Origin of the sequence: Variovorax trehalosi, assembly GCF_051216415.1 — a bacterium.
Classification (GTDB): Bacteria; Pseudomonadota; Gammaproteobacteria; order Burkholderiales; family Burkholderiaceae_C; genus Variovorax.
This window is the reverse complement of the sequence record NZ_JBPJZG010000002.1, coordinates 443,828-460,804: the sequence shown is the minus strand read 5'-3', so window position 1 is coordinate 460,804 and position 16,977 is coordinate 443,828. Positions and strand designations below refer to the sequence as shown.

The window sequence follows — 16,977 nt, the reverse complement described above, 5'->3', positions numbered from 1 at the left end:
AGAAACAACCCATGCCCCAATTCGCAGCCAACCTCTCGATGCTCTATCCGGAGCTCGACTTCCTCGACCGCTTTGACGCCGCCGCCAAAGACGGCTTCAAGGCCGTCGAGTACCTCTTTCCCTATGCCTTCTCGAAAGAAGACATCGTCGCGCGCCTGAAGCACAACGGCCTGCAGCAGGTGCTCTTCAACGGCCCGCCCGGCAACTGGGACGGCGGCGAGCGCGGCCTCGCGTGCCTGCCAGGCCGCGACGCCGAGTTCCGCGAAGGCATCGCGAAAGCCATCGACTACGCCGTGGCGCTCGACTGCCCGCGCATCCACGTCATGGCCGGCCTCGTGCCGCAAGACCTGCAGCGCGATGCCGTGCGGCCCGTGTACCTCGACAACCTGCGCTTTGCGGCAGAAGAGGCCGCGAAGGCCGGCCGGGACGTGCTGATCGAGCCGATCAACACGCGCGACATCCCCGGCTTCTTCCTGAATCGGCAGGACGATGCACACGAGATCGTCGAGACCGTCGGCGCACCGAACCTCAAGGTGCAGATGGACCTGTACCACTGCCAGATCGTCGAAGGCGACGTGGCGATGAAGATCCGCAAGTACCTGCCCACCGGCCGCGTCGGCCATCTGCAGATCGCCGGCGTGCCCGAGCGCCACGAGCCAGATATCGGTGAGCAGAACTACGCCTACCTGTTCGATGTGATCGACGAGGTCTCGAAGCAGAGCGGCTGGCAAGGCTGGGTCGGTTGCGAGTATCGACCGAAGCGCGGCTCGGAGCCCGGCGGCACTTCCGCGGGCCTGGGCTGGCTGCGCGCACTGCAGCAACGCGCATGAAGCTGGAGGCCCTGCGCATTCCGGCACCGCTGCGTGGCTTCGCGGCGGCCGACGCGCAGGTCTTCGACGTCACGCTCGATGGCGACAAGGTCGCGGCCATCGTGCCCAGCGCCTCGCAGACGCCGGCGCGCGGCACGCTGCTGAGCGCGTTGGTCGAAGCGCACGCGCACATCGACAAGAACTACACGGTGCAGGAAGTGGGCGCGGCAGAGGGCAACCTCTTCGCGGCCATCGAGCGCATGGAGAAGCACCGCGCCGGCTGGACCGCCGAAACACTGCGCCCGCGCATGGAGCGCGCGCTGCACGACGCATGGCAATCGGGTACGCGCGCGCTGCGCACGCACATCGACTGGGTGCAGCCCGAGGCGCCGGCTGCGCTGGCCGTGTTCGAAGCACTGCGTGAGGAATGGCGCGGCCGCATCGAACTGCAGTTCGTCTCGCTTACCCCGCTCGACGTGTTCTCGGACCTCGCAGCCGGCGAACGCATCGCCGCTGAAGTGAAGCGTGCGGGCGGCGTGCTCGGTGCATTCGTCTACCGCAACGAAGGCATCGTCCACAAGCTGGGCCGGGTGTTCGATCTCGCGCAGCAGCACGGCCTCGGCCTCGACTTCCATGTCGACGAAGGGCTCGATGCCGAAGCCACGGGCCTGCGCAGCATCGCCCAGTTGGTGCGTGCGCGCGATTTCAAGCAGGGCGTCGTCTGCGGCCACTGCTGCTCGCTCTCGATGCAGGACGACGCCGTCGCCAACGAAACGCTCGCGCTCTGCGCCGGTGCCGGAATCCACATCGTCGCGTTGCCGACCACCAACCTCTACCTGCAAGGCGCGTGGGACCGTACGCCCGTGCCGCGCGGCATCACGCGCATCCACGAGGCGGCGGCACGGGGCTTGCGTGCGAGCCTGGCCACGGACAATGTGCAGGACGCCTTCTATCCTTACGGCAGTTACGACCTCGTGGAGACCTTCGGCCTCGGCGTGCAGATGGCGCACCTCGCGCCCGCGAGCGATTGGCTCGATGCGATCACCGTCAGCCCCGCGAAGGCGCTCGGCCTCGCGTGGGACGGTCGCATCGCACCGGGCTGCCCCGCGGACCTGGTGCTGCTCGCGGCGACCGACGAGCATGAGTTCATCGGCCCGAGCGGGCGGCAGCGCACGGTGATCCGCAGCGGTCGAATTCTGGAGAAAACACAATGAGCATGGGCAAGCCAATGGCCAACTACGCCGCCGCCAAACGCGTCGGCGATTTCGTCTTCATGAGCGGCGTGGTCGCGGTCGATCCGGCCAAGCGCCGCGCCGTCGCGGGTTATGACGACATCCCCGAGGAAGCCCGCACCGCATTGCAGGGCGTGGGCTACGCCACGGGCCAGATGTCGGTCGATGTGTTCGAGGCGGCCATCGTCGCGCAGAGCTGGTTCGTGCTGGAGCGCATCCGCCAGATCGCGGCCGAGCATGGCGGCACGATGGACGATGTGGTCAAGCTGGTGCAGTACTTCCGCCACCTGCCGCACTACGCGTTCTACAACCGCGTGCGCGGGCTCTTCTATCCGGGCGAGCCGCCGGTGAGCACGGTGGTCGAGGTGTCGCGCTTCCTGCCGGGCGATGAGGTGCTGGTCGAGGTGGAAGCGACGATGTACCTGCCGAAATAAGCTCGCCCCCAGGCTTCGCGCACTTCGTGTCGCTTCTCCTTCCCCCTACCGGGGGCAACACCTGCGGTCCGGCAAAGCCGGTCCCGCGGTGTTTCGCGAAGAAGCCGTAGCGGGACTTACTTGACGCCTGCGCCCTTGAGCAGGAAATCCGTCACCTGCTCGATCAGGTAGCGCCGGTCCTTGTCGTCGCCGTCCTGCGCGGTGTTGCGGAAGTACGCGGCCTGCGTCGCATGGTCCGCATAAAACTGCGTCACCGCCCAGATGTGGAACAGCACCAGCATCGGGTCGGCCTTGTCCATCAGGCCCTGGTTCATCCAGTTCTGGATCACGGCGGCGGCCTGGTCGGTGCGCGCCTTGCTCGTGTCCATCATCGTGTTGAGCACCGGCGCGCCGCGCATCATCTCGGCGGTGAAGATGCGCGAGCGCAGCGGGTGCTGGAACGAGAACACCATCTTGCGATGGATCAGGTCGCTGAGCACCTTGCGCGGGCCGAAGGCCTCGTCGCTGAAGCCGAACACCACGATCCAGTCGTTCAGGATGTCCTGCAGCACCAGCCGGTAGAGCGCTTCCTTGCTGTCGATGTAGTAGTGCAGCTGCGCCTTCGAGAGCCCGGCCTTGTCGGCGATGGCCTGCGTCGTTGCGCCGGCCAGGCCCTCGCTCGCAAACACCTCGATGGCTGCCTGGTAGATGACGCCGAGCACCTGCGTGTACTTGCGCGACCGGCCGCGCGTGGCCGGGGCTTCGCTTTCGCTCTCGATTTCTTTCTCTTCCATGCTCACAGCTGCAGCACCAGTTCGAGGCCCTTGGCGCGCGAGCAGCACAGCGCCACCTTGCTGCGCCGCTCGGTGCCCGTGAGGCAGAAGTCGCGGTGCTCCGCGCCTTCGCCGTCGCCGTCGACCACGCAGGTGCCGCACAGGCCCTGCTGGCACGACACGGGAATGTCGATGCCCACTTCATGCAGCGCATCGACAGCCGTCTGGTCGGCCGCGACCGGCACCGTGATGCCGCGCTGCGCGAGCTTCAGCGTGAAGGGCAGGCCGGTGGTGGTGTTGGCATCGGTCGGCGCGGCGAAGTACTCGGTGTGCAGCGCGTCTTCGGGCCAATGTGCAGCCGCATCGCGCACCGCCTTCATGAAGCCGCCGGGGCCGCAGACGTAGAGGTGCGTGTCCGGCGCGCGCTCGGCCAGCAGCGCTTGCAGGTCGATGCGTTGCGATGCATCGCCCTGGTCGAGGTGAAGCCGCAGATGGGGTGCGAGCGCAGGGTCTCGCAGCGCATCGGCAAATGCCAGGTGCTCTTCGCTGCGCGCGAACACGCACAGCGTGAACGACGCACCGCGCGCCGCGAGCGCCTGCGCCATCGCGAGCAGCGGCGTCATGCCGATGCCGCCGGCCATCAACAGGTGATGCCTGGCTTCTTCGCGCAGCGGAAAGGTGTTGCGCGGCGTGCTGATCGCGATCAGGTCGCCCTCGCGCACGCGCTCGTGCATCGAGGCCGATCCGCCACGGCTCGCAAGCTCGCGCTTCACGCCGATCACATAAGACGGCGCGTTCGACGGAGCCCGTGCGAGCGAGTACTGCCGCGAGAACCCGCCCGGCATGTGCACATCGATGTGCGCCCCGGCCTCGTACCCCGGCAGTGCGCGCCCCCACGGATGCGCCAGCTCGAAGGCCAGAATCTCCGGCGTCTCGCGCGAGATGCGTTCGACGCGGACGGTCAGCGTGCGTTCGAGGCTCATGGTGGTTGTCTTTCTCTCTCGGCTCTCTAGATGTTCTGCAGCTTGCGCGAAACGCGCTCGATGAAATGCGTGCGGTCGCGCTCGGTGACGGCGTTCATGTCGTGCAGCTGCAGCCACGTCACCTTGCAGCGCCATGCGAACAGCGCGCGGAGCCCCCGCGTGAAAAGTCGCCGGCAGGGGTCGCCGATCACTTTCAGGAACCAGCGCGGCGAGCCGCCCGTGGTCACCACCGTGAGCCGCCGGATGTGGCGCATGCCCGACTTCGTGAGCTGGCCCTTGCGCTCGGCCGGCAGGAAGGCCACGCCCGGGAGCCAGACCCGCTCCAGCCAGCCCTTGAGCATGGACGGCGGCCCGTAGAACCAGATGGGGAACACGAACACCAGGTGCTCGGCCCACAGCAGCGCTTCGACATGTGGTTTCACACGTTCGCGGATGAGGTCGGGGTTGTCGATGTAGGCGATGCGCTCTTCGCGGGTGAGCGTCGGATCGAAGCCCTCGGCGTAGAGGTCGATGGCCCGGACGGTATGCCGGTGTTCGAGCGCTTCGAGCGCGGTGCGGTAGAGCGCGTGGTTGAAGCTGTCAGGGTTCGGATGGCAGTGGACGACGAGCGTTTTCATGTGGAGGGCCGGTTCGCCTGTCGGCGAGACGGGGTCAGAGCCCAAGGGATCAAGGCCGCGCGGTGCCTTATGGCAACCCAGGCGCCGGCATCTGACCCCGGCGCAAGCCCCGCGCGACCCACGGGAAAAACTTTAGCTGCGGATTACTTGCCGGTGAGCTTCTTGCGAACGTCGACACCGACACCCTTGTTCACGAACTGCGTGGTCACGACCTTCGAGAGATCGACCTCGCCCGTCTTGTAGAGACCGGCCTTGACCATCTTGTCGTAGAAGTCCTTCACGCGGGCCTCGTCCATCGCGCCGATGCCCTTGGTGAGCGATTCGCCGCTGTCCACGATGCCCATCTTCTTCATCAGTTCGATGGAGCCTTGCGAGGCGGCCACGGGCGAGTCGGGGTTGATCTTGGCGATCATCTCGTTGGCGGCCTTGTTGTCGCCATAGAGGTAGTTGTTCCAGCCGATGATCGAGGCCTCGACGAACTTGCGCACCGTCTCGGGCTTTGTCTTGATGAGGTCGGCACGCGTCTCGATGGTGGTCGAGTAGGTCGAGAAACCGTTGTCGGCCAGGAGCTGCACCACCGGATCGAAGCCGGCCTGCGCCTTGATCGACAGGGGCTCCGAAATCGCATAGCCCTGCTGGATGGACTTCTTGTCCGCCAGGAACGGACCGACGTTGAAGGTGTAGGGCTTGAGCTGCGAATCCTTGAAGCCGTGCTCGGACTTCATCCACTGCCAGAAGCTGAACTGACCGTCCTTGCCGATGAAGGCCACGGGCGCCTTGGTCATGTCCTTGAAGGTGTCGAAGCCCTGGCCCGGGTGCGCAAACATGGCCTGCGGGTCCTTCTGGAAGAAGGCCGCGACCACCACGGTGGGCACGCCGTTCTTCACGTTGTCGAAGGACTGCAGCAGGTTGCCGGTCATGAGGAAATCGACCTTGCCGGCCGGCAGCATCGGCCGGTTGTTGACCATCGGGCCGCCCTGCTGGATGTCCACATCGAGGCCGTACTTCTTGTAGGTGCCGTCCACCAGCGCCTGGTAGAAGCCGCCGTGGCCGGCCTGCGCCTTCCAGTTGGTGGCGAACACCACTTTTTCCTGCGCCTGCGCGGCGAAGGCGGCGGCGGTCAATGCCAGGGCGAGGGCCAGCGGGCGGGTGCGGAAAGCGGGGATGCGCATGGGGACGGACTCCTGTGGAGGTTTTGGAAAGTACGGGATGCGGAGACTAAATCTTTTCAGCGCTCGACGGCCATGTCGGGGTGCCAGCCGCGTGTTTTTCCGGGGTTCATCAAACCCATCGGGTCGCTGCGCTTCTTGAACTCGATCTGCTGCGTGTCGATGGTCTTCATGCCGCCGTCTTCGATGGTGAAGACATGCGGGTTGAAAATCTGGCATCCGCCCTGCGACTCGATCTCGCGGATCACCTCGTACTGGTGCGCCTCGCCCTTCCAGCGCACGAGCAGGATGCCGAAGGTGCCGCACTCGCCGTTGGCGCGCGCGAAGTCCTGGTGTTGGAGCACGTCGTCGCCAAAGATCTGCAGGTGGCGCTCGACCACCGAAGGATCGAAGGGCTGCGCATAGGCGACCTGCAGATAGGTCCAGCCACGGTCGGCTTTGAGCGCCTGTAGCGTCGTGTGGTTGAACGCGCACTCGTAGGCCGGCGGCAGGCCGTCGGCGAGTAGCTCGGCCTCGGTGCCTGCGACGGAGATCGTGCCGCCCTGCGCATCGGCCAGCGCGCGGAACTCGGCCATCGACTCGGGCGAGACCATGGTGAACACCGCATGCCGGTCGATCGGAAAGCGGTCGCGCATCGCCGTGTAGTAGGGCGAGAAGCGAGCCTCGACCGTGGACAGCAAAAAGATGTCGAGCGTCGGCGCCTGCGCAGCGATGCCGAAGTCGAGCGCGCCACGGTACGTCTCGAAGAGCACCGTGCAGTGCACCCATTCGACGGTCGGACTCAGGGCGACCTCGACGTCGAGGATCACACCGTTGGTGCCGTACGCGTGGTGCACCTGCTGTATCTCGTCACCCTGCAATTCGATGACGCGCGGCTCGCGCTCCACCGTCATCACGCGCGCGCGCAGCAGGTTGCCGGGGTCGCGCAGGATGCCGTGGCGAAACGACCCGATACCGCCGAAGCCGCCCGCGATGAAGCCGCCGATGCTGGCCACATGCCAGGTCGAGGGCCACATGCGCAGTGCCTGCCCGGTCTCGCGCGCGGCGAGGTCGATGTCGTGCATGCGCGCGCCGGCTTCCACGCGCATGCGGCCGTCCTGGATGTCGAGCACGCGGCACATCTGCGTCACGTCGAGCACGATGCCGCCTTCGAGCGGCACGCACTGGCCGTAGTTGCCGGTGCCGCCTGCGCGCACGGTGAGCGGCAGCTTCCACTTCGCCGCGACCGCTGCCGCCTGCCGCACGTCGTCCTCGGTGCTGACCTTCACCACGAGGTCGGCCACGCAGCCGGCGAGCTGCTCGGTGAGGATGGGGCTGTACCAGTAGAAGTCTTTGGAAAGCTGCTTGCGTTGGCTCGGCGCGGTAACGAGGTTGAGCCCGCGCAGGTCTTCGCGCACGGCGTCCCAGTCGATGCCTGTGGGGAAAGGGCGTTCGGAATTCATCGGGGCTCTGTCCAGAGGAACTCTTTTCGAGCGAACACCGCGGAACCGGCTTTGCCGGGCCGCAGGTGTTGCCCCCGGTAGGGGGTTGGAGAAGCGACACGAAGTGCGCGCAGCCTGGGGGCGAGCCAATTACCTTTCACGACGCATCTCGCTCTCGTGCCAGTGGCCGAGCACCATGCGCGACAACGCGGCGAACACGATGAAGATCACGATGCCCAGCAACGACACCAGCAACAGCGCCGCGAACATCATCGGGATCTCGGTACGGAAGCTTGATTCGAGGATGCGCGAGGCCAACCCCGTTTCCTTGCCCGCCGTGCCCGCGGTGAACTCCGCCACCACCGCGCCGATCAGGCTCAGCCCGCCAGCGATCTTCAGCCCCGCCATGAAGTACGGCAGCGCACTCGGCGCGAGCAGGTAGCGGAAGGTCTGCCAGGGCGAGGCCTTGTAGAGCTGGAACAGGTCGCGCAGGTTGCTGTCGGCGCTCTTGAGGCCGATGACGGTGTTCGACAGGATCGGGAAGAACGCCACGATCCACGCGCACAGCAAGAGCGCCGCGGTGGTGCTCGACACGTAGATCAGGATCAGCGGCGCGATCGCGATGATCGGCGTCACCTGCAGGATCACCGCGATCGGGAACAGGCCGATCTCCACCCACTTGAAGAGCGCGAACGCGATCGCCAGCAGCACGCCGCCGACGATGGCCGCCAGCAGTGCGAGCAGCGTGAGCTTCACCGTGAACCACAGCGCACTGGAGAGCGTGTCCCAGTTGTCGAACAGCGTCTTCAGGATCAGCGAGGGCGCGGGCAGGATGTAGTGCGGAATGTTGTTGGCGCGCACCGTCCATTCCCAGATGAGCAGCAGCAGCACGACGATGGCCGCGGGCACGACGATGCGCAGCAGCGATTCGCGTCGGCGCAGCCTGTCTTCGTGTGCGCGCAGCGAGGCTTCGGACGGTGCCGTGTCCACCTCCGCGAGGGCCACGGGTTCAGTGATCGATGTCGACGCCATGCAGGGCTCCGTGCAGGGATTGCGACACTGCGGTGCAGTGCGCGTTGTAGCGGCTCGATGTGCGGAACTCTTCGCCGCGCGGATAGGGCTCGTCGATGCGGATCTCGTCGATCACGCGGCCCGGGCGCGCGGCCATCACCACGATGCGGTTCGACAGATACACCGATTCGTACACGCTGTGCGTGACGAACACCACCGAGAAGCGGTGCTCGCGCCAGATCGCGAGCAGGTCGTTGTTGAGCTTGATGCGCGTCATTTCATCCAGCGCGGCGAAGGGCTCGTCCATCAGCAGGAGGCGCGGGTGCGTGACCAGCGCACGCGCGATCGACACCCGCATCTTCATGCCGCCCGAGAGTTCGCGCGGGTACACGTCGGCAAAGCGCGAGAGGCCGACCATCTCCAGCACCTGCTGCACGACTGGCGCGGCCGCATCGCGGCTCTGGCCGGCCAGCTTGAGCGGCAGCCACACGTTGTCGAACACCTTGGCCCAGGGCATGAGCGTGGGTTCCTGGAACACGAAGCCCAGGTCGCGGTCGCTCTGTGTCTTGCCGGTGTTGGCGCCGGACCAGTGCATCTCGCCCGAACTGAGCCGGGTGAGGCCCGCGATGAGTCGGAGCGCCGTGCTCTTGCCGCAGCCCGAGGGGCCAAGGAAGCTGATGAAGTCATGCTCGCCAATGTCGAGCGTCATGCCTTGCAGCGCGAGCGTGCCGTTGGCGAAACGCTTGCTGACGTGGCGCAGGCTGACCAGCGGCGGGGTGGATGGCGTGGTGCTTTCCATGGTGTGCGCGAGCCTAGCGCCAGGCGGGTTCGTTGGCGAGGCGAGACAGGGGAAAGCGGTCCACCTCATGCAGCAATTCGACGAAGCGCCGGCCCACATGGTCGAGCACCGCCGCGCCTTTCTCGGCCGTGGCGCGCGTGGCATCGCCGGCCGCGCCCGAGGGGTTGATGTCGTGCATCTGCCAGCCGAGCTTGCCGCTGGGCGTGATCGAGAGGAACTTGTTCTCGGCGGCCAGTTGCTCGGTCATCGAGCTGAAGTTCTGGAACTGGTCGCGGCGCACGTAGTCGGGCGTGAGGTGCAGCATCACCGAGCTTTCGAGATCGCCCGCGTGGATGCCGTGCTTGCCCTCGTGCGCGGTGAACAGGCCCTCGGGCAGGCCCAGCGTGTACCAGTTGGCGGCGACGACCATCATGTCGTGCTCCTCGCGCAGGTCGCGTGCCACGATGTCCATCACGCTCATCTGGCCGCCATGGCTGTTGTAGAGCACCAGCTTGCGCACGCCGGCCTTGGCGACGCAGGCGCCGATGTCCTTCCACAGCGAGATCAGCGTGTTGGCCGACACGGTGAGCGTGCCCGGGTAGCGCGAATGCTCGTTGCTCTTGCCGTAGGGCACGGTGGGGAGAAAGAGCACCGGCAGATCGTCGGGCAGGTGCGGGAGCGTGGCGCGCACCATGCCGTCGATGGTGGCGGTGTCGGTCGACATCGGCAGATGCGGGCCGTGCTGCTCGGTGGCGCCCACCGGCAGCACGGCGATGAGCCGTTCGCGGTCGAGGCGGGAGAACTCTTCGCTGGTCAGGTCGGACCAGAAGCGGCTGCGCAGTTTGGGCGGATTCATCGGGGCATACCTCGTGACGAGACGGCGCGATGATGGCCTAAATCATCCGATCGGTCAAAAAAAGTGGCTCAGCACTTACCCGCACATCTGAGGCAATCGGTCTGCCCGAGCGGCAAATCAGACGACCTGGATGAATCCAGGCGCCCTCAGCGCCGCACGATGTACCGCGTGACCACCGGCTGCGTCTCGCCGATGTGAAACGCCAGCCGCCGCTCCCGCAGCGCCATGTCGCTGGCCGTCGCGCGGTTGAATCGGCGCAGGTGGTCGGTCCACGACTCGTCGACGATCTGCTCCACGTAGCGGCTGGGCTGCGCAATGTCGTGCAGCAGCTCCCAGCCGATGGCGCCCTGGCTCAGGCGCGCGCGGCGCGTCTGTTGCATGACGATGTGGAAGGCCGCGGCGCGCGCCGGCTCGATCAGGTATTCGACCGTGATCACCACGCGGCCTTCTTCCTGCGGTGCCTCGGCCGGCGGGCCGGCGGCCCAGCCGGCTTCGGCAGGGCTGGTGTCGTCCTCGCCGGTCACGTCGGTCACGAAGCGCAGGGCCAGAAGCATCAGCAGCGTGCCGCTCACGGCGGCCACCGCGAGGCTCAGGTTCAGTGCCGTCATGGTTGCCACCTGGCCCCAGATGGCCGCGCCGATCGCGCTCGCGCCCATGATGGCCATCTGGTACATCGACATGCCGCGCGCCCGGACCCAGTCGGGCAGCGCGAGCTGCGCCGACACCGAGAGCGAATTGGCCACCGTGATCCACGCCATGCCGCCGAAGAACATCGCCGGCACCGCCACCCACGCGTTGGGCGCGAAGGCCATCACCGCCGTGGCGCCCGACTGCAGCAGCGTGCCGCGCAGCACCAGCTGGTCGCGCCCGAGCGCCTGGCGCAGCCGCGGCAGGAACAGCACCGCGATGATCGCGCCCATGCCCATCGCGGCCAGCAGCAGCGTGAAGGTGCCCGCATCGCCACCTTTCAGGTTGCGCGCGAGCAGCGGCAGCAATGCGAGCAGCGCCGTCGAGTGAAAGAAGAAGATCGAGATGCGCGTGAGCACCGCACGCATGCGCTGCGACTGCCGCACGAACTGCACGCCCACGCGCATCGCGCTGATGAGCTTCTCGCGGCCCAGCGGATTGGGCGTGTGCTCGCGCCGCCAGCGCAGCACCACGAAGCCCGAGGCCACCGACAGCACCGCGTTGAGCGCGAACACCCAGATGGTCCCCGCGCTCGCGATCAGCATGCCGGCCGTGAGCGGGCCGATGATGCGCGAGGCGTTCATCGCGATGCCGTTCAGGCCCAGCGCCGCCGGCAGCTGCGGGCGCGGCACCAGCTCGGGCACGATGGCCGAGAACACTGGCCAGCGCAGCGCGAGGCCGATGCCGTTGGCGAAGGTGAGCGCGAGCAGCAGCGGCGCGGTCATCACATCGAGCGCCAGCGCCGCGCACAGCACGATGGCCGTGCCGGCCAGCCAGAACTGCGTGGCCACCAGCCAGCGCCGGCGGTCGAGGATGTCGGCCAGTGCGCCGCTCGGAAGGCCCAGCAGGAAGACGGGCAGCGTGGAGGCCGACTGCACCAGCGCGACCCAGATCGGCGAGGTGGTCAGCGAGGTCATCATCCACGCCGCGGCCACATCGTTCATCCACATGCAGATGTTGGCGATGAGCCAGGTGCTCCACAGCATGCGGAACACGGGGAGCTTCAGGGGCTCGAGGGCCGCGAACTTCGAGGGTTGCGGCCGCGTGGGCGGAAGGGGTGTCTCTTCGGTCGTTATGGGTGGCATGTGGCGCTATTGTGGCGCGCGGTTTTTTTGCTTCAACCGCGATCGCTGCGTGCGAGGCGGTGTTCGAGCCTGCGCAGCATCGTGGTCAGCACCAGCGTCATCACCCAGTAGATGACCGAGATCGCGAGGTACGGCTCCCAGTAGCGTGCATACGCGCCGGCCACGGTGCGCGCCGCATAGGCCAGCTCCGCGAGGCCGATGGCGGAGACCAGCGACGTATCTTTCAAGAGCGCGATCGCGTTGTTGCCCAGCGGCGGCAGCATGCGGCGGAAGGCCTGCGGCAGCACCACGTAGCGCATCACCTGCGCGGGCGAGAAACCGATCGAGCGCCCCGCATCGAACTGCCCGCGCGAGATCGACTGGATGCCCGCGCGGAACACCTCCGAGATGTACGCCGCCGAGTTGAGCGTGAGCGCCACCACGCCCGAGATGAGCGCACCGTGCTCCTGCTTCAAGGTGCGCGCGAGTTCGCCGTCGATCAGGATGCCACTCGTCGGATGGATGAACACCGGCATCACCGCGAAGTGGATCAAGAGGATCTGCACGAACAGCGGCGTGCCCCGGAAGAAGCTCACGTACACCGTGGCCGGCCAGCGCAAGAAGAAGCGCGCGACCCAGGTCCACGGCGCCTGGCGCGGCTGCGCCAGGCGCGCGAGCGCGAGGCACAGGCCCCAGCTCGAACCCAGCAGCACGCACACCACCGTCATGCGCAGCGTCATCCACGCGCCTTGCCAGAACAGGTCCTTGTATTCGACCAGGATGTCCCAGCGGAACCATCCAAACAGCAGGATCGGTTGTTCCATATTCATCGCCTTCGCGTCATCACTCTGAAAAAACAAACGGCCGCTTCGAGGGCGGCCGTGATCGGGTCACAGGTGCCGTGCGGCTCAGCGCACGTTCGGGTCCTTGTTGAACCACTTCTTGTAGATCGTGACGTAGCTGCCGTCCGCGCGAATGGCCGCCAAGCCCGCGCTGAGCTTGTCCAGCAGCGCCTTGTCGCCCTTCTTCACCACGATGCCGAAGCCCTCTTCGGGAAACGATTTGTCGTCCAGCGTCTTCAGGTCGGCATGCTGCGCCACGCGGTAGGCAATGACGCCGTTGTCGCCCATGGCCGCATCCACGCCGCCGCCGGCCAGCTCGGAAATGATGAGCGGCGTGCTCTCGAAGCGGCGGATGTTGGGGCTGGTCTTGCCGAACTCGCGCGAGGCGATGTCGTCGGCGGTGGAGGCGCTCACCACCGCGATCTTCTTGCCGGCCAGGTCTTTCAGCGAAGCGACCGTGCTGTTCTTCGGGAGCGCGATCAGCTGGCGGGCCGCGAAGTAGGGCGGCGTGAAGTCGTAGCTCTGCTTGCGCTTGTCGTTGATGGTCACGCCCGAGATCACCAGGTCGACGTCGCCGTTGTTCAGCGCGCCGAAGATGCCGGTGAACGGCGTGTTGACGACCTTGATCTTCAGGCCCTGCTGCTTGGCGATGGCGTTGATGATGTCGATGTCGAAGCCGACGATCTGCTTGTCCTTGTTCTCGAAGGCGAAGGGGGCGTAGGTGGCGCTGGAGGCGACGGTGAGTTCGCGGTTCTGGGCCTGGGCGCCGAAGGCGAGCGTGGCGGCTGCGAGGCCCAGGGTCAGGGCGCGGCGGATGGGGTTCATTCGAGGGTCCTCTTCGATCCGCGGAAGGCGGCAGGTGGTGGGCGAGGATTTTAGGCTGGCGCTATCGGATGCCCCTTTGGTTCGCTTGTCTGGCTGTGCAGGCCAACTAAGGTTCTCCGGGAGAGGCCGGGGGCATACGTCGGTGACGGCCGCTGGCTGACTAGCATCCGGAGCATCCCCATTCAGGAGCCTTGCATGATCCAGCGGCGTGCCCTTTCTCGTCTTGTTTGCGGCGTTGGCCTTGCATGGAGCGCCACAGGTGCGCTGGCCGCCGACCCGGCGCCGCGCTTCGATCCGCAGCGCCTGTCGCAGATCGTGAAGACCATCTCGGGCGACGACTTCGAAGGCCGTGCACCCGCCACGCCGGCGGAGGCCAAGACGGTCGACTACCTCGTCGCCCAGTTCAAGGCCGCGGGCCTCGTGCCCGGCGGCGACCTCGAAGGCGGCAAGCGCGGCTGGACGCAGTCGGTGCCGCTGGTGAAGACCGAATTCCGCGGCACGCCGCAGTTCGCGCTCCAGGTGGGTACGCAGCGCGATGCGTTGGTGCAGGGCGAGCAGATCGCGGTGCGCGCCGCGCTCGACGGCTCGACCGCGGTCTCCATCCAGCAGGCGCCGCTGGTCTTCGTGGGCTACGGCGTGAGCGCGCCCGAGCGGCGCTGGGACGACTACAAGGGCGTGGACCTCAAGGGCAAGATCGCCGTCGTGCTGGTGAACGACCCCGATTTCGAAACCGGCAGCGGCGACTTCGGCGGCAAGGCCATGACCTATTACGGCCGCTGGACCTACAAGTTCGAGGAGGCCGCGCGCCGCGGCGCCCTGGGCGTGCTGATCGTGCACGAGACCGCGCCCGCCGCCTACGGCTGGGCCACGGTGAAGAACTCCAACACCGCGACCATGCTCGATATCGAGCGCGACCAGCCCGCAGCCGTGCATCCGAAGCTGGAAGCCTGGATCCAGCGCGACGTGGCGGTCGAGCTGCTGCGCCGCGCGGGCCTGGACTTCGAGGCGCAGAAGAAGCTCGCGCAGACGCGCGAGTTCCAGCCCCAGGTGCTGAAGGACGCGAGCCTCACGGCCGAGTACGCGATCGACCGGCAGGTGATCGTTTCGAAGAACGTGGTCGGCCGCGTCGAGGGGCGCCGGCGCCCCGGCGAGACGGTGATCTACAGCGCCCACTGGGACCACCTGGGCGTGGGCGCGCCCGATGCCAAGGGCGACAGGATCTACAACGGCGCGGTGGACAACGGCACCGGCCTTGCTGCGCTCATCGAGATGGGCCGTGCCTTCGCCAGCGCGCCGAAGAAGCCCGAGCGTTCCGTCGTCTTCCTGGCCGTGACCGCCGAGGAGCGCGGCCTGCTGGGCTCCGAGTTCTATGGCGCCAAGCCGCTGTATCCGCTGGCGAAGACCGTGGCCGTGATCAACATGGACGCGTTGAGCCCCGAAGGCCCGGCGCGCAACTTCAGCACCTCGGGCAGTGCCGTGTCACAGCTGCAGGACCTGCTGGTCGAGCAGGCCAAGGGCTTCGGCCTCGCCTACGCGCCGGACCCGCATCCCGAGGCCGGCTATTTCTTCCGCTCCGATCACTTCTCGTTCGCCAAGCGCGGCGTGCCGGCACTGTCGTTCGCTTCAGGCAACGATTGGGTGGAGGGCGGCCTCGCCGCCGGCGAAGCGTCCGCCAAGGCCTACACCGCCGAGCGCTACCACCAGCCCGCCGACGAATGGCGCGCCGACTGGTCCTTCACCGGCATGGCGCACGATCTGCCGCTGCTTTATCGCGTGGGCGAGACGCTGGCGAACAGCAAGCGTTGGCCCGAATGGGGACAAGGGTCGGAGTTCCGCGCGACGCGCGAGGCGAGCCGCGGCGAGCGGCGCTGATCCGGCTTCTTTCCGCTTCAGCGACCGAAGAGGAGGTAGAGCGCAATCAGCGCGACCACGACGACGCCGACTATCTTTTTCTTCCAGCCGCTCGGGGCCGGCCCTGAAGCCGAGGACGATGTCCAGGTGAACGTCCGCGTCTGTGAGCCGGAAGACGGTGGCACCGGGAACGGCATGGACGGCAAGGAAGACGTCGACGAAGACGACGAGGTGGTGAAGTCCATCGAATCGACGGAGAACGTCGTCGTGGTCTTCGTCGTTCGCATCTCCGTCCGCGCGCCGGACACGCGGGCAATCGCGTCCGCGACGATGTCCTCATGCGCCGTGCGGCCGGCGAGCGCCTTCAATTCGTCCTCACTCAGCGCGCCCGACCGGAGCACCGTCCAGGCGAGCGTGGCGGGCAGCGAGTCGGGTGCGGCCCAGGCTTCCTCGTGGGTGGGGAGCATCGAGAGGCTGTGCGCGTGCTGCGTCGCGTCGATCAACTGCAGGGCCAGCAACTGGTCGAGCGCGTTGGCGCTGACGCCGTCGTGCACGCGGCGGTCCAGCAGGCGGATGTGGAGCTGCGCCCAGGGCGGCAGGGGGAGTTCGCCGCTGATGAGGTCGGTGGCTCCGGAAACGATGGCCTGGGCTTCGTTCTCCTGGCCCGCGGCGGCGCGGGCGGGGAGGTCGGCAAGTTGCGCTTGCGGAATGAGCTCGCGAGCGATGACCCAGGCGAGGGCTTCGGCCGGTGTGCGAAACAGGGCGTTGGGCAACTCCGGATCGTTGGTGGCGGCCGCGTGTTCGGCGTCGGTGAGCAGGCGGACTTGTTGCAGATGGCCCAGTGCGCGGCGGCTGGGGTCGAGATTCATGCGGCTCCCTCTTCTTGTGTTGGGGAGGGGATGCTCGCATACCGCGAAGAGAGGTCAGCCGAACATGTCCTTGCACCGAACGCCTTTTCGGATCAGATCGTCGATTTCTTTTGCCGAAATTTCCTTTCTCGTTTCAACGTTCCAAATACCCATGTGGAAATTTTCCACGCTGCATGAAGCTCCAAGGGGCACGATGTATTTTCCATCCTTGGAAATTATGTGGACCTTATCCGGGATTTTCGTTATGTCAATAATATTTGGGCCGCCGATAAGCTCCAATTTTTTCATTATCAATCGCTCGGAATCTCGTTTTTTGACACTGAAAGGGAAGAGTATTTCCTTTGACGTGTTCAAGCTTTTGACTGCGACGTATGTTCGAGGGTGCAATGCACTACCGCCGATGCCGTACATATCTTCTTGATAAGTCAGATAAATGTTCCCTGCTTCACTGATGTCCAGGATGTTGTTGCCTGCTGGCTCACGCGTGATTTTTATTTTGGCATTCTTGCTGCATCGATCATACGCATCCGATAGCTTAACGAATCCCAGAAAAAAGGGCGCTTTTAGCTGTTCATCAAAATAATCAAAAAGCAAAAAGCGATGATCGCCTGAGTACCGGAAGCTTTCGAACGATGTTTTGCTTGTGCAGTTCAGCGACTCGCCTCTTTTTTTGAGAATCAAGGTTTGATTGCTGGTCTTTAATGCCGAAATTTCTTGTGAAAAGCATATTGAGAGTGCCGGGAAAAGCAGGATGGCGAGAGCGATTTTTTTAATCAT

At 66.0% G+C, this 16,977-nt stretch carries 17 protein-coding genes; 4 read left to right on the top strand and 13 right to left on the bottom strand.

From position 1 onward, the window contains the following. Positions 1–11 precede the first annotated feature (11 nt). From otnI to ACSFA7_RS10150, 3 genes are read left to right on the top strand one after another with little or no spacing between them, the layout of a single operon-like run. The gene (gene otnI / locus ACSFA7_RS10160) at positions 12–830 is read left to right on the top strand and encodes a 2-oxo-tetronate isomerase (RefSeq protein ID WP_435499242.1); all 819 of its coding nucleotides are present in this window, start codon (positions 12–14) and stop codon (positions 828–830) included. Then, on the top strand, positions 827–2,023 hold the full coding sequence (locus ACSFA7_RS10155) for an amidohydrolase family protein (RefSeq protein WP_435499241.1): 1,197 nt from the start codon (positions 827–829) through the stop codon (positions 2,021–2,023). Before otnI ends, ACSFA7_RS10155 begins: the two co-directional genes overlap by 4 nt. Next, positions 2,020–2,475, top strand: coding sequence for a RidA family protein (locus tag ACSFA7_RS10150; RefSeq protein ID WP_306881201.1), 456 nt, complete (start codon positions 2,020–2,022; stop codon positions 2,473–2,475). The genes ACSFA7_RS10155 and ACSFA7_RS10150 overlap by 4 nt, the downstream gene beginning before the upstream one ends. A 116-nt stretch (positions 2,476–2,591) precedes the next feature. Here the strand turns inward: ACSFA7_RS10150 and ACSFA7_RS10145 are convergent, their stop codons facing one another. The 11 genes from ACSFA7_RS10145 to ACSFA7_RS10095 form a co-directional block, all read right to left on the bottom strand. Further along, positions 2,592–3,248: a TetR family transcriptional regulator C-terminal domain-containing protein gene (locus ACSFA7_RS10145; protein ID WP_435499240.1), complete on the bottom strand. Its 657-nt coding sequence runs from the start codon at positions 3,246–3,248 to the stop codon at positions 2,592–2,594. A 2-nt stretch (positions 3,249–3,250) separates the two neighbouring features. After that, positions 3,251–4,210, bottom strand: coding sequence for a PDR/VanB family oxidoreductase (locus ACSFA7_RS10140; RefSeq protein ID WP_435499239.1), 960 nt, complete (start codon positions 4,208–4,210; stop codon positions 3,251–3,253). Between the two features lie 26 nt (positions 4,211–4,236). Next, on the bottom strand, positions 4,237–4,827 hold the full coding sequence (locus ACSFA7_RS10135) for an NAD(P)H-dependent oxidoreductase (protein WP_435499238.1): 591 nt from the start codon (positions 4,825–4,827) through the stop codon (positions 4,237–4,239). Between the two features lie 143 nt (positions 4,828–4,970). After that, on the bottom strand, positions 4,971–5,999 hold the full coding sequence (locus tag ACSFA7_RS10130) for an ABC transporter substrate-binding protein (RefSeq protein WP_435499237.1): 1,029 nt from the start codon (positions 5,997–5,999) through the stop codon (positions 4,971–4,973). Between the two features lie 56 nt (positions 6,000–6,055). Beyond that, positions 6,056–7,438 (bottom strand): FAD-binding oxidoreductase, encoded by a 1,383-nt coding sequence (locus tag ACSFA7_RS10125; protein WP_435499236.1) that lies wholly within the window; start codon positions 7,436–7,438, stop codon positions 6,056–6,058. Positions 7,439–7,567: 129 nt separating this feature from the next. After that, complete coding sequence (locus tag ACSFA7_RS10120; protein WP_435499235.1) at positions 7,568–8,449, bottom strand: ABC transporter permease; 882 nt, start codon at positions 8,447–8,449, stop codon at positions 7,568–7,570. Next, the gene (locus ACSFA7_RS10115; protein ID WP_206176200.1) at positions 8,427–9,227 is read right to left on the bottom strand and encodes an ABC transporter ATP-binding protein; all 801 of its coding nucleotides are present in this window, start codon (positions 9,225–9,227) and stop codon (positions 8,427–8,429) included. The genes ACSFA7_RS10120 and ACSFA7_RS10115 overlap by 23 nt, the downstream gene beginning before the upstream one ends. A 13-nt stretch (positions 9,228–9,240) precedes the next feature. Beyond that, entirely contained in the window at positions 9,241–10,062 is an 822-nt protein-coding gene (locus tag ACSFA7_RS10110; protein ID WP_435499234.1) for a creatininase family protein, read from the bottom strand. Between the two features lie 146 nt (positions 10,063–10,208). Continuing rightward, positions 10,209–11,834, bottom strand: coding sequence for an MFS transporter (locus tag ACSFA7_RS10105; RefSeq protein WP_435499233.1), 1,626 nt, complete (start codon positions 11,832–11,834; stop codon positions 10,209–10,211). 32 nt (positions 11,835–11,866) lie between these two features. After that, on the bottom strand, positions 11,867–12,637 hold the full coding sequence (locus ACSFA7_RS10100) for an amino acid ABC transporter permease (protein WP_435499232.1): 771 nt from the start codon (positions 12,635–12,637) through the stop codon (positions 11,867–11,869). A gap of 84 nt (positions 12,638–12,721) precedes the next feature. Further along, positions 12,722–13,480, bottom strand: coding sequence for a basic amino acid ABC transporter substrate-binding protein (locus ACSFA7_RS10095; RefSeq protein ID WP_435499231.1), 759 nt, complete (start codon positions 13,478–13,480; stop codon positions 12,722–12,724). A gap of 195 nt (positions 13,481–13,675) precedes the next feature. On the opposite strand from ACSFA7_RS10095, the gene ACSFA7_RS10090 reads away from it, so the two are divergent. Then, positions 13,676–15,352: a M28 family metallopeptidase gene (locus ACSFA7_RS10090; RefSeq protein ID WP_435499230.1), complete on the top strand. Its 1,677-nt coding sequence runs from the start codon at positions 13,676–13,678 to the stop codon at positions 15,350–15,352. Positions 15,353–15,369: 17 nt separating this feature from the next. On the opposite strand, the gene ACSFA7_RS10085 is transcribed toward ACSFA7_RS10090, so the two are convergent. Further along, the gene (locus ACSFA7_RS10085) at positions 15,370–16,200 is read right to left on the bottom strand and encodes a hypothetical protein (protein WP_435499229.1); all 831 of its coding nucleotides are present in this window, start codon (positions 16,198–16,200) and stop codon (positions 15,370–15,372) included. 54 nt (positions 16,201–16,254) lie between these two features. Further along, positions 16,255–16,977, bottom strand: coding sequence for a hypothetical protein (locus ACSFA7_RS10080; protein WP_435499228.1), 723 nt, complete (start codon positions 16,975–16,977; stop codon positions 16,255–16,257).

Bases quoted from the DNA above. Each gene is read 5' to 3' on its own strand.
- otnI (WP_435499242.1), top strand. From the start codon at position 12: ATGCCCCAATTCGCAGCCAACCTCTCGATGCTCTATCCGGAGCTCGAC.
- ACSFA7_RS10155 (WP_435499241.1), top strand. From the start codon at position 827: ATGAAGCTGGAGGCCCTGCGCATTCCGGCACCGCTGCGTGGCTTCGCG.
- ACSFA7_RS10150 (WP_306881201.1), top strand. From the start codon at position 2,020: ATGAGCATGGGCAAGCCAATGGCCAACTACGCCGCCGCCAAACGCGTC.
- ACSFA7_RS10145 (WP_435499240.1), bottom strand. From the start codon at position 3,248: ATGGAAGAGAAAGAAATCGAGAGCGAAAGCGAAGCCCCGGCCACGCGC.
- ACSFA7_RS10140 (WP_435499239.1), bottom strand. From the start codon at position 4,210: ATGAGCCTCGAACGCACGCTGACCGTCCGCGTCGAACGCATCTCGCGC.
- ACSFA7_RS10135 (WP_435499238.1), bottom strand. From the start codon at position 4,827: ATGAAAACGCTCGTCGTCCACTGCCATCCGAACCCTGACAGCTTCAAC.
- ACSFA7_RS10130 (WP_435499237.1), bottom strand. From the start codon at position 5,999: ATGCGCATCCCCGCTTTCCGCACCCGCCCGCTGGCCCTCGCCCTGGCA.
- ACSFA7_RS10125 (WP_435499236.1), bottom strand. From the start codon at position 7,438: ATGAATTCCGAACGCCCTTTCCCCACAGGCATCGACTGGGACGCCGTG.
- ACSFA7_RS10120 (WP_435499235.1), bottom strand. From the start codon at position 8,449: ATGGCGTCGACATCGATCACTGAACCCGTGGCCCTCGCGGAGGTGGAC.
- ACSFA7_RS10115 (WP_206176200.1), bottom strand. From the start codon at position 9,227: ATGGAAAGCACCACGCCATCCACCCCGCCGCTGGTCAGCCTGCGCCAC.
- ACSFA7_RS10110 (WP_435499234.1), bottom strand. From the start codon at position 10,062: ATGAATCCGCCCAAACTGCGCAGCCGCTTCTGGTCCGACCTGACCAGC.
- ACSFA7_RS10105 (WP_435499233.1), bottom strand. From the start codon at position 11,834: ATGCCACCCATAACGACCGAAGAGACACCCCTTCCGCCCACGCGGCCG.
- ACSFA7_RS10100 (WP_435499232.1), bottom strand. From the start codon at position 12,637: ATGGAACAACCGATCCTGCTGTTTGGATGGTTCCGCTGGGACATCCTG.
- ACSFA7_RS10095 (WP_435499231.1), bottom strand. From the start codon at position 13,480: ATGAACCCCATCCGCCGCGCCCTGACCCTGGGCCTCGCAGCCGCCACG.
- ACSFA7_RS10090 (WP_435499230.1), top strand. From the start codon at position 13,676: ATGATCCAGCGGCGTGCCCTTTCTCGTCTTGTTTGCGGCGTTGGCCTT.
- ACSFA7_RS10085 (WP_435499229.1), bottom strand. From the start codon at position 16,200: ATGAATCTCGACCCCAGCCGCCGCGCACTGGGCCATCTGCAACAAGTC.
- ACSFA7_RS10080 (WP_435499228.1), bottom strand. From the start codon at position 16,977: ATGATTAAAAAAATCGCTCTCGCCATCCTGCTTTTCCCGGCACTCTCA.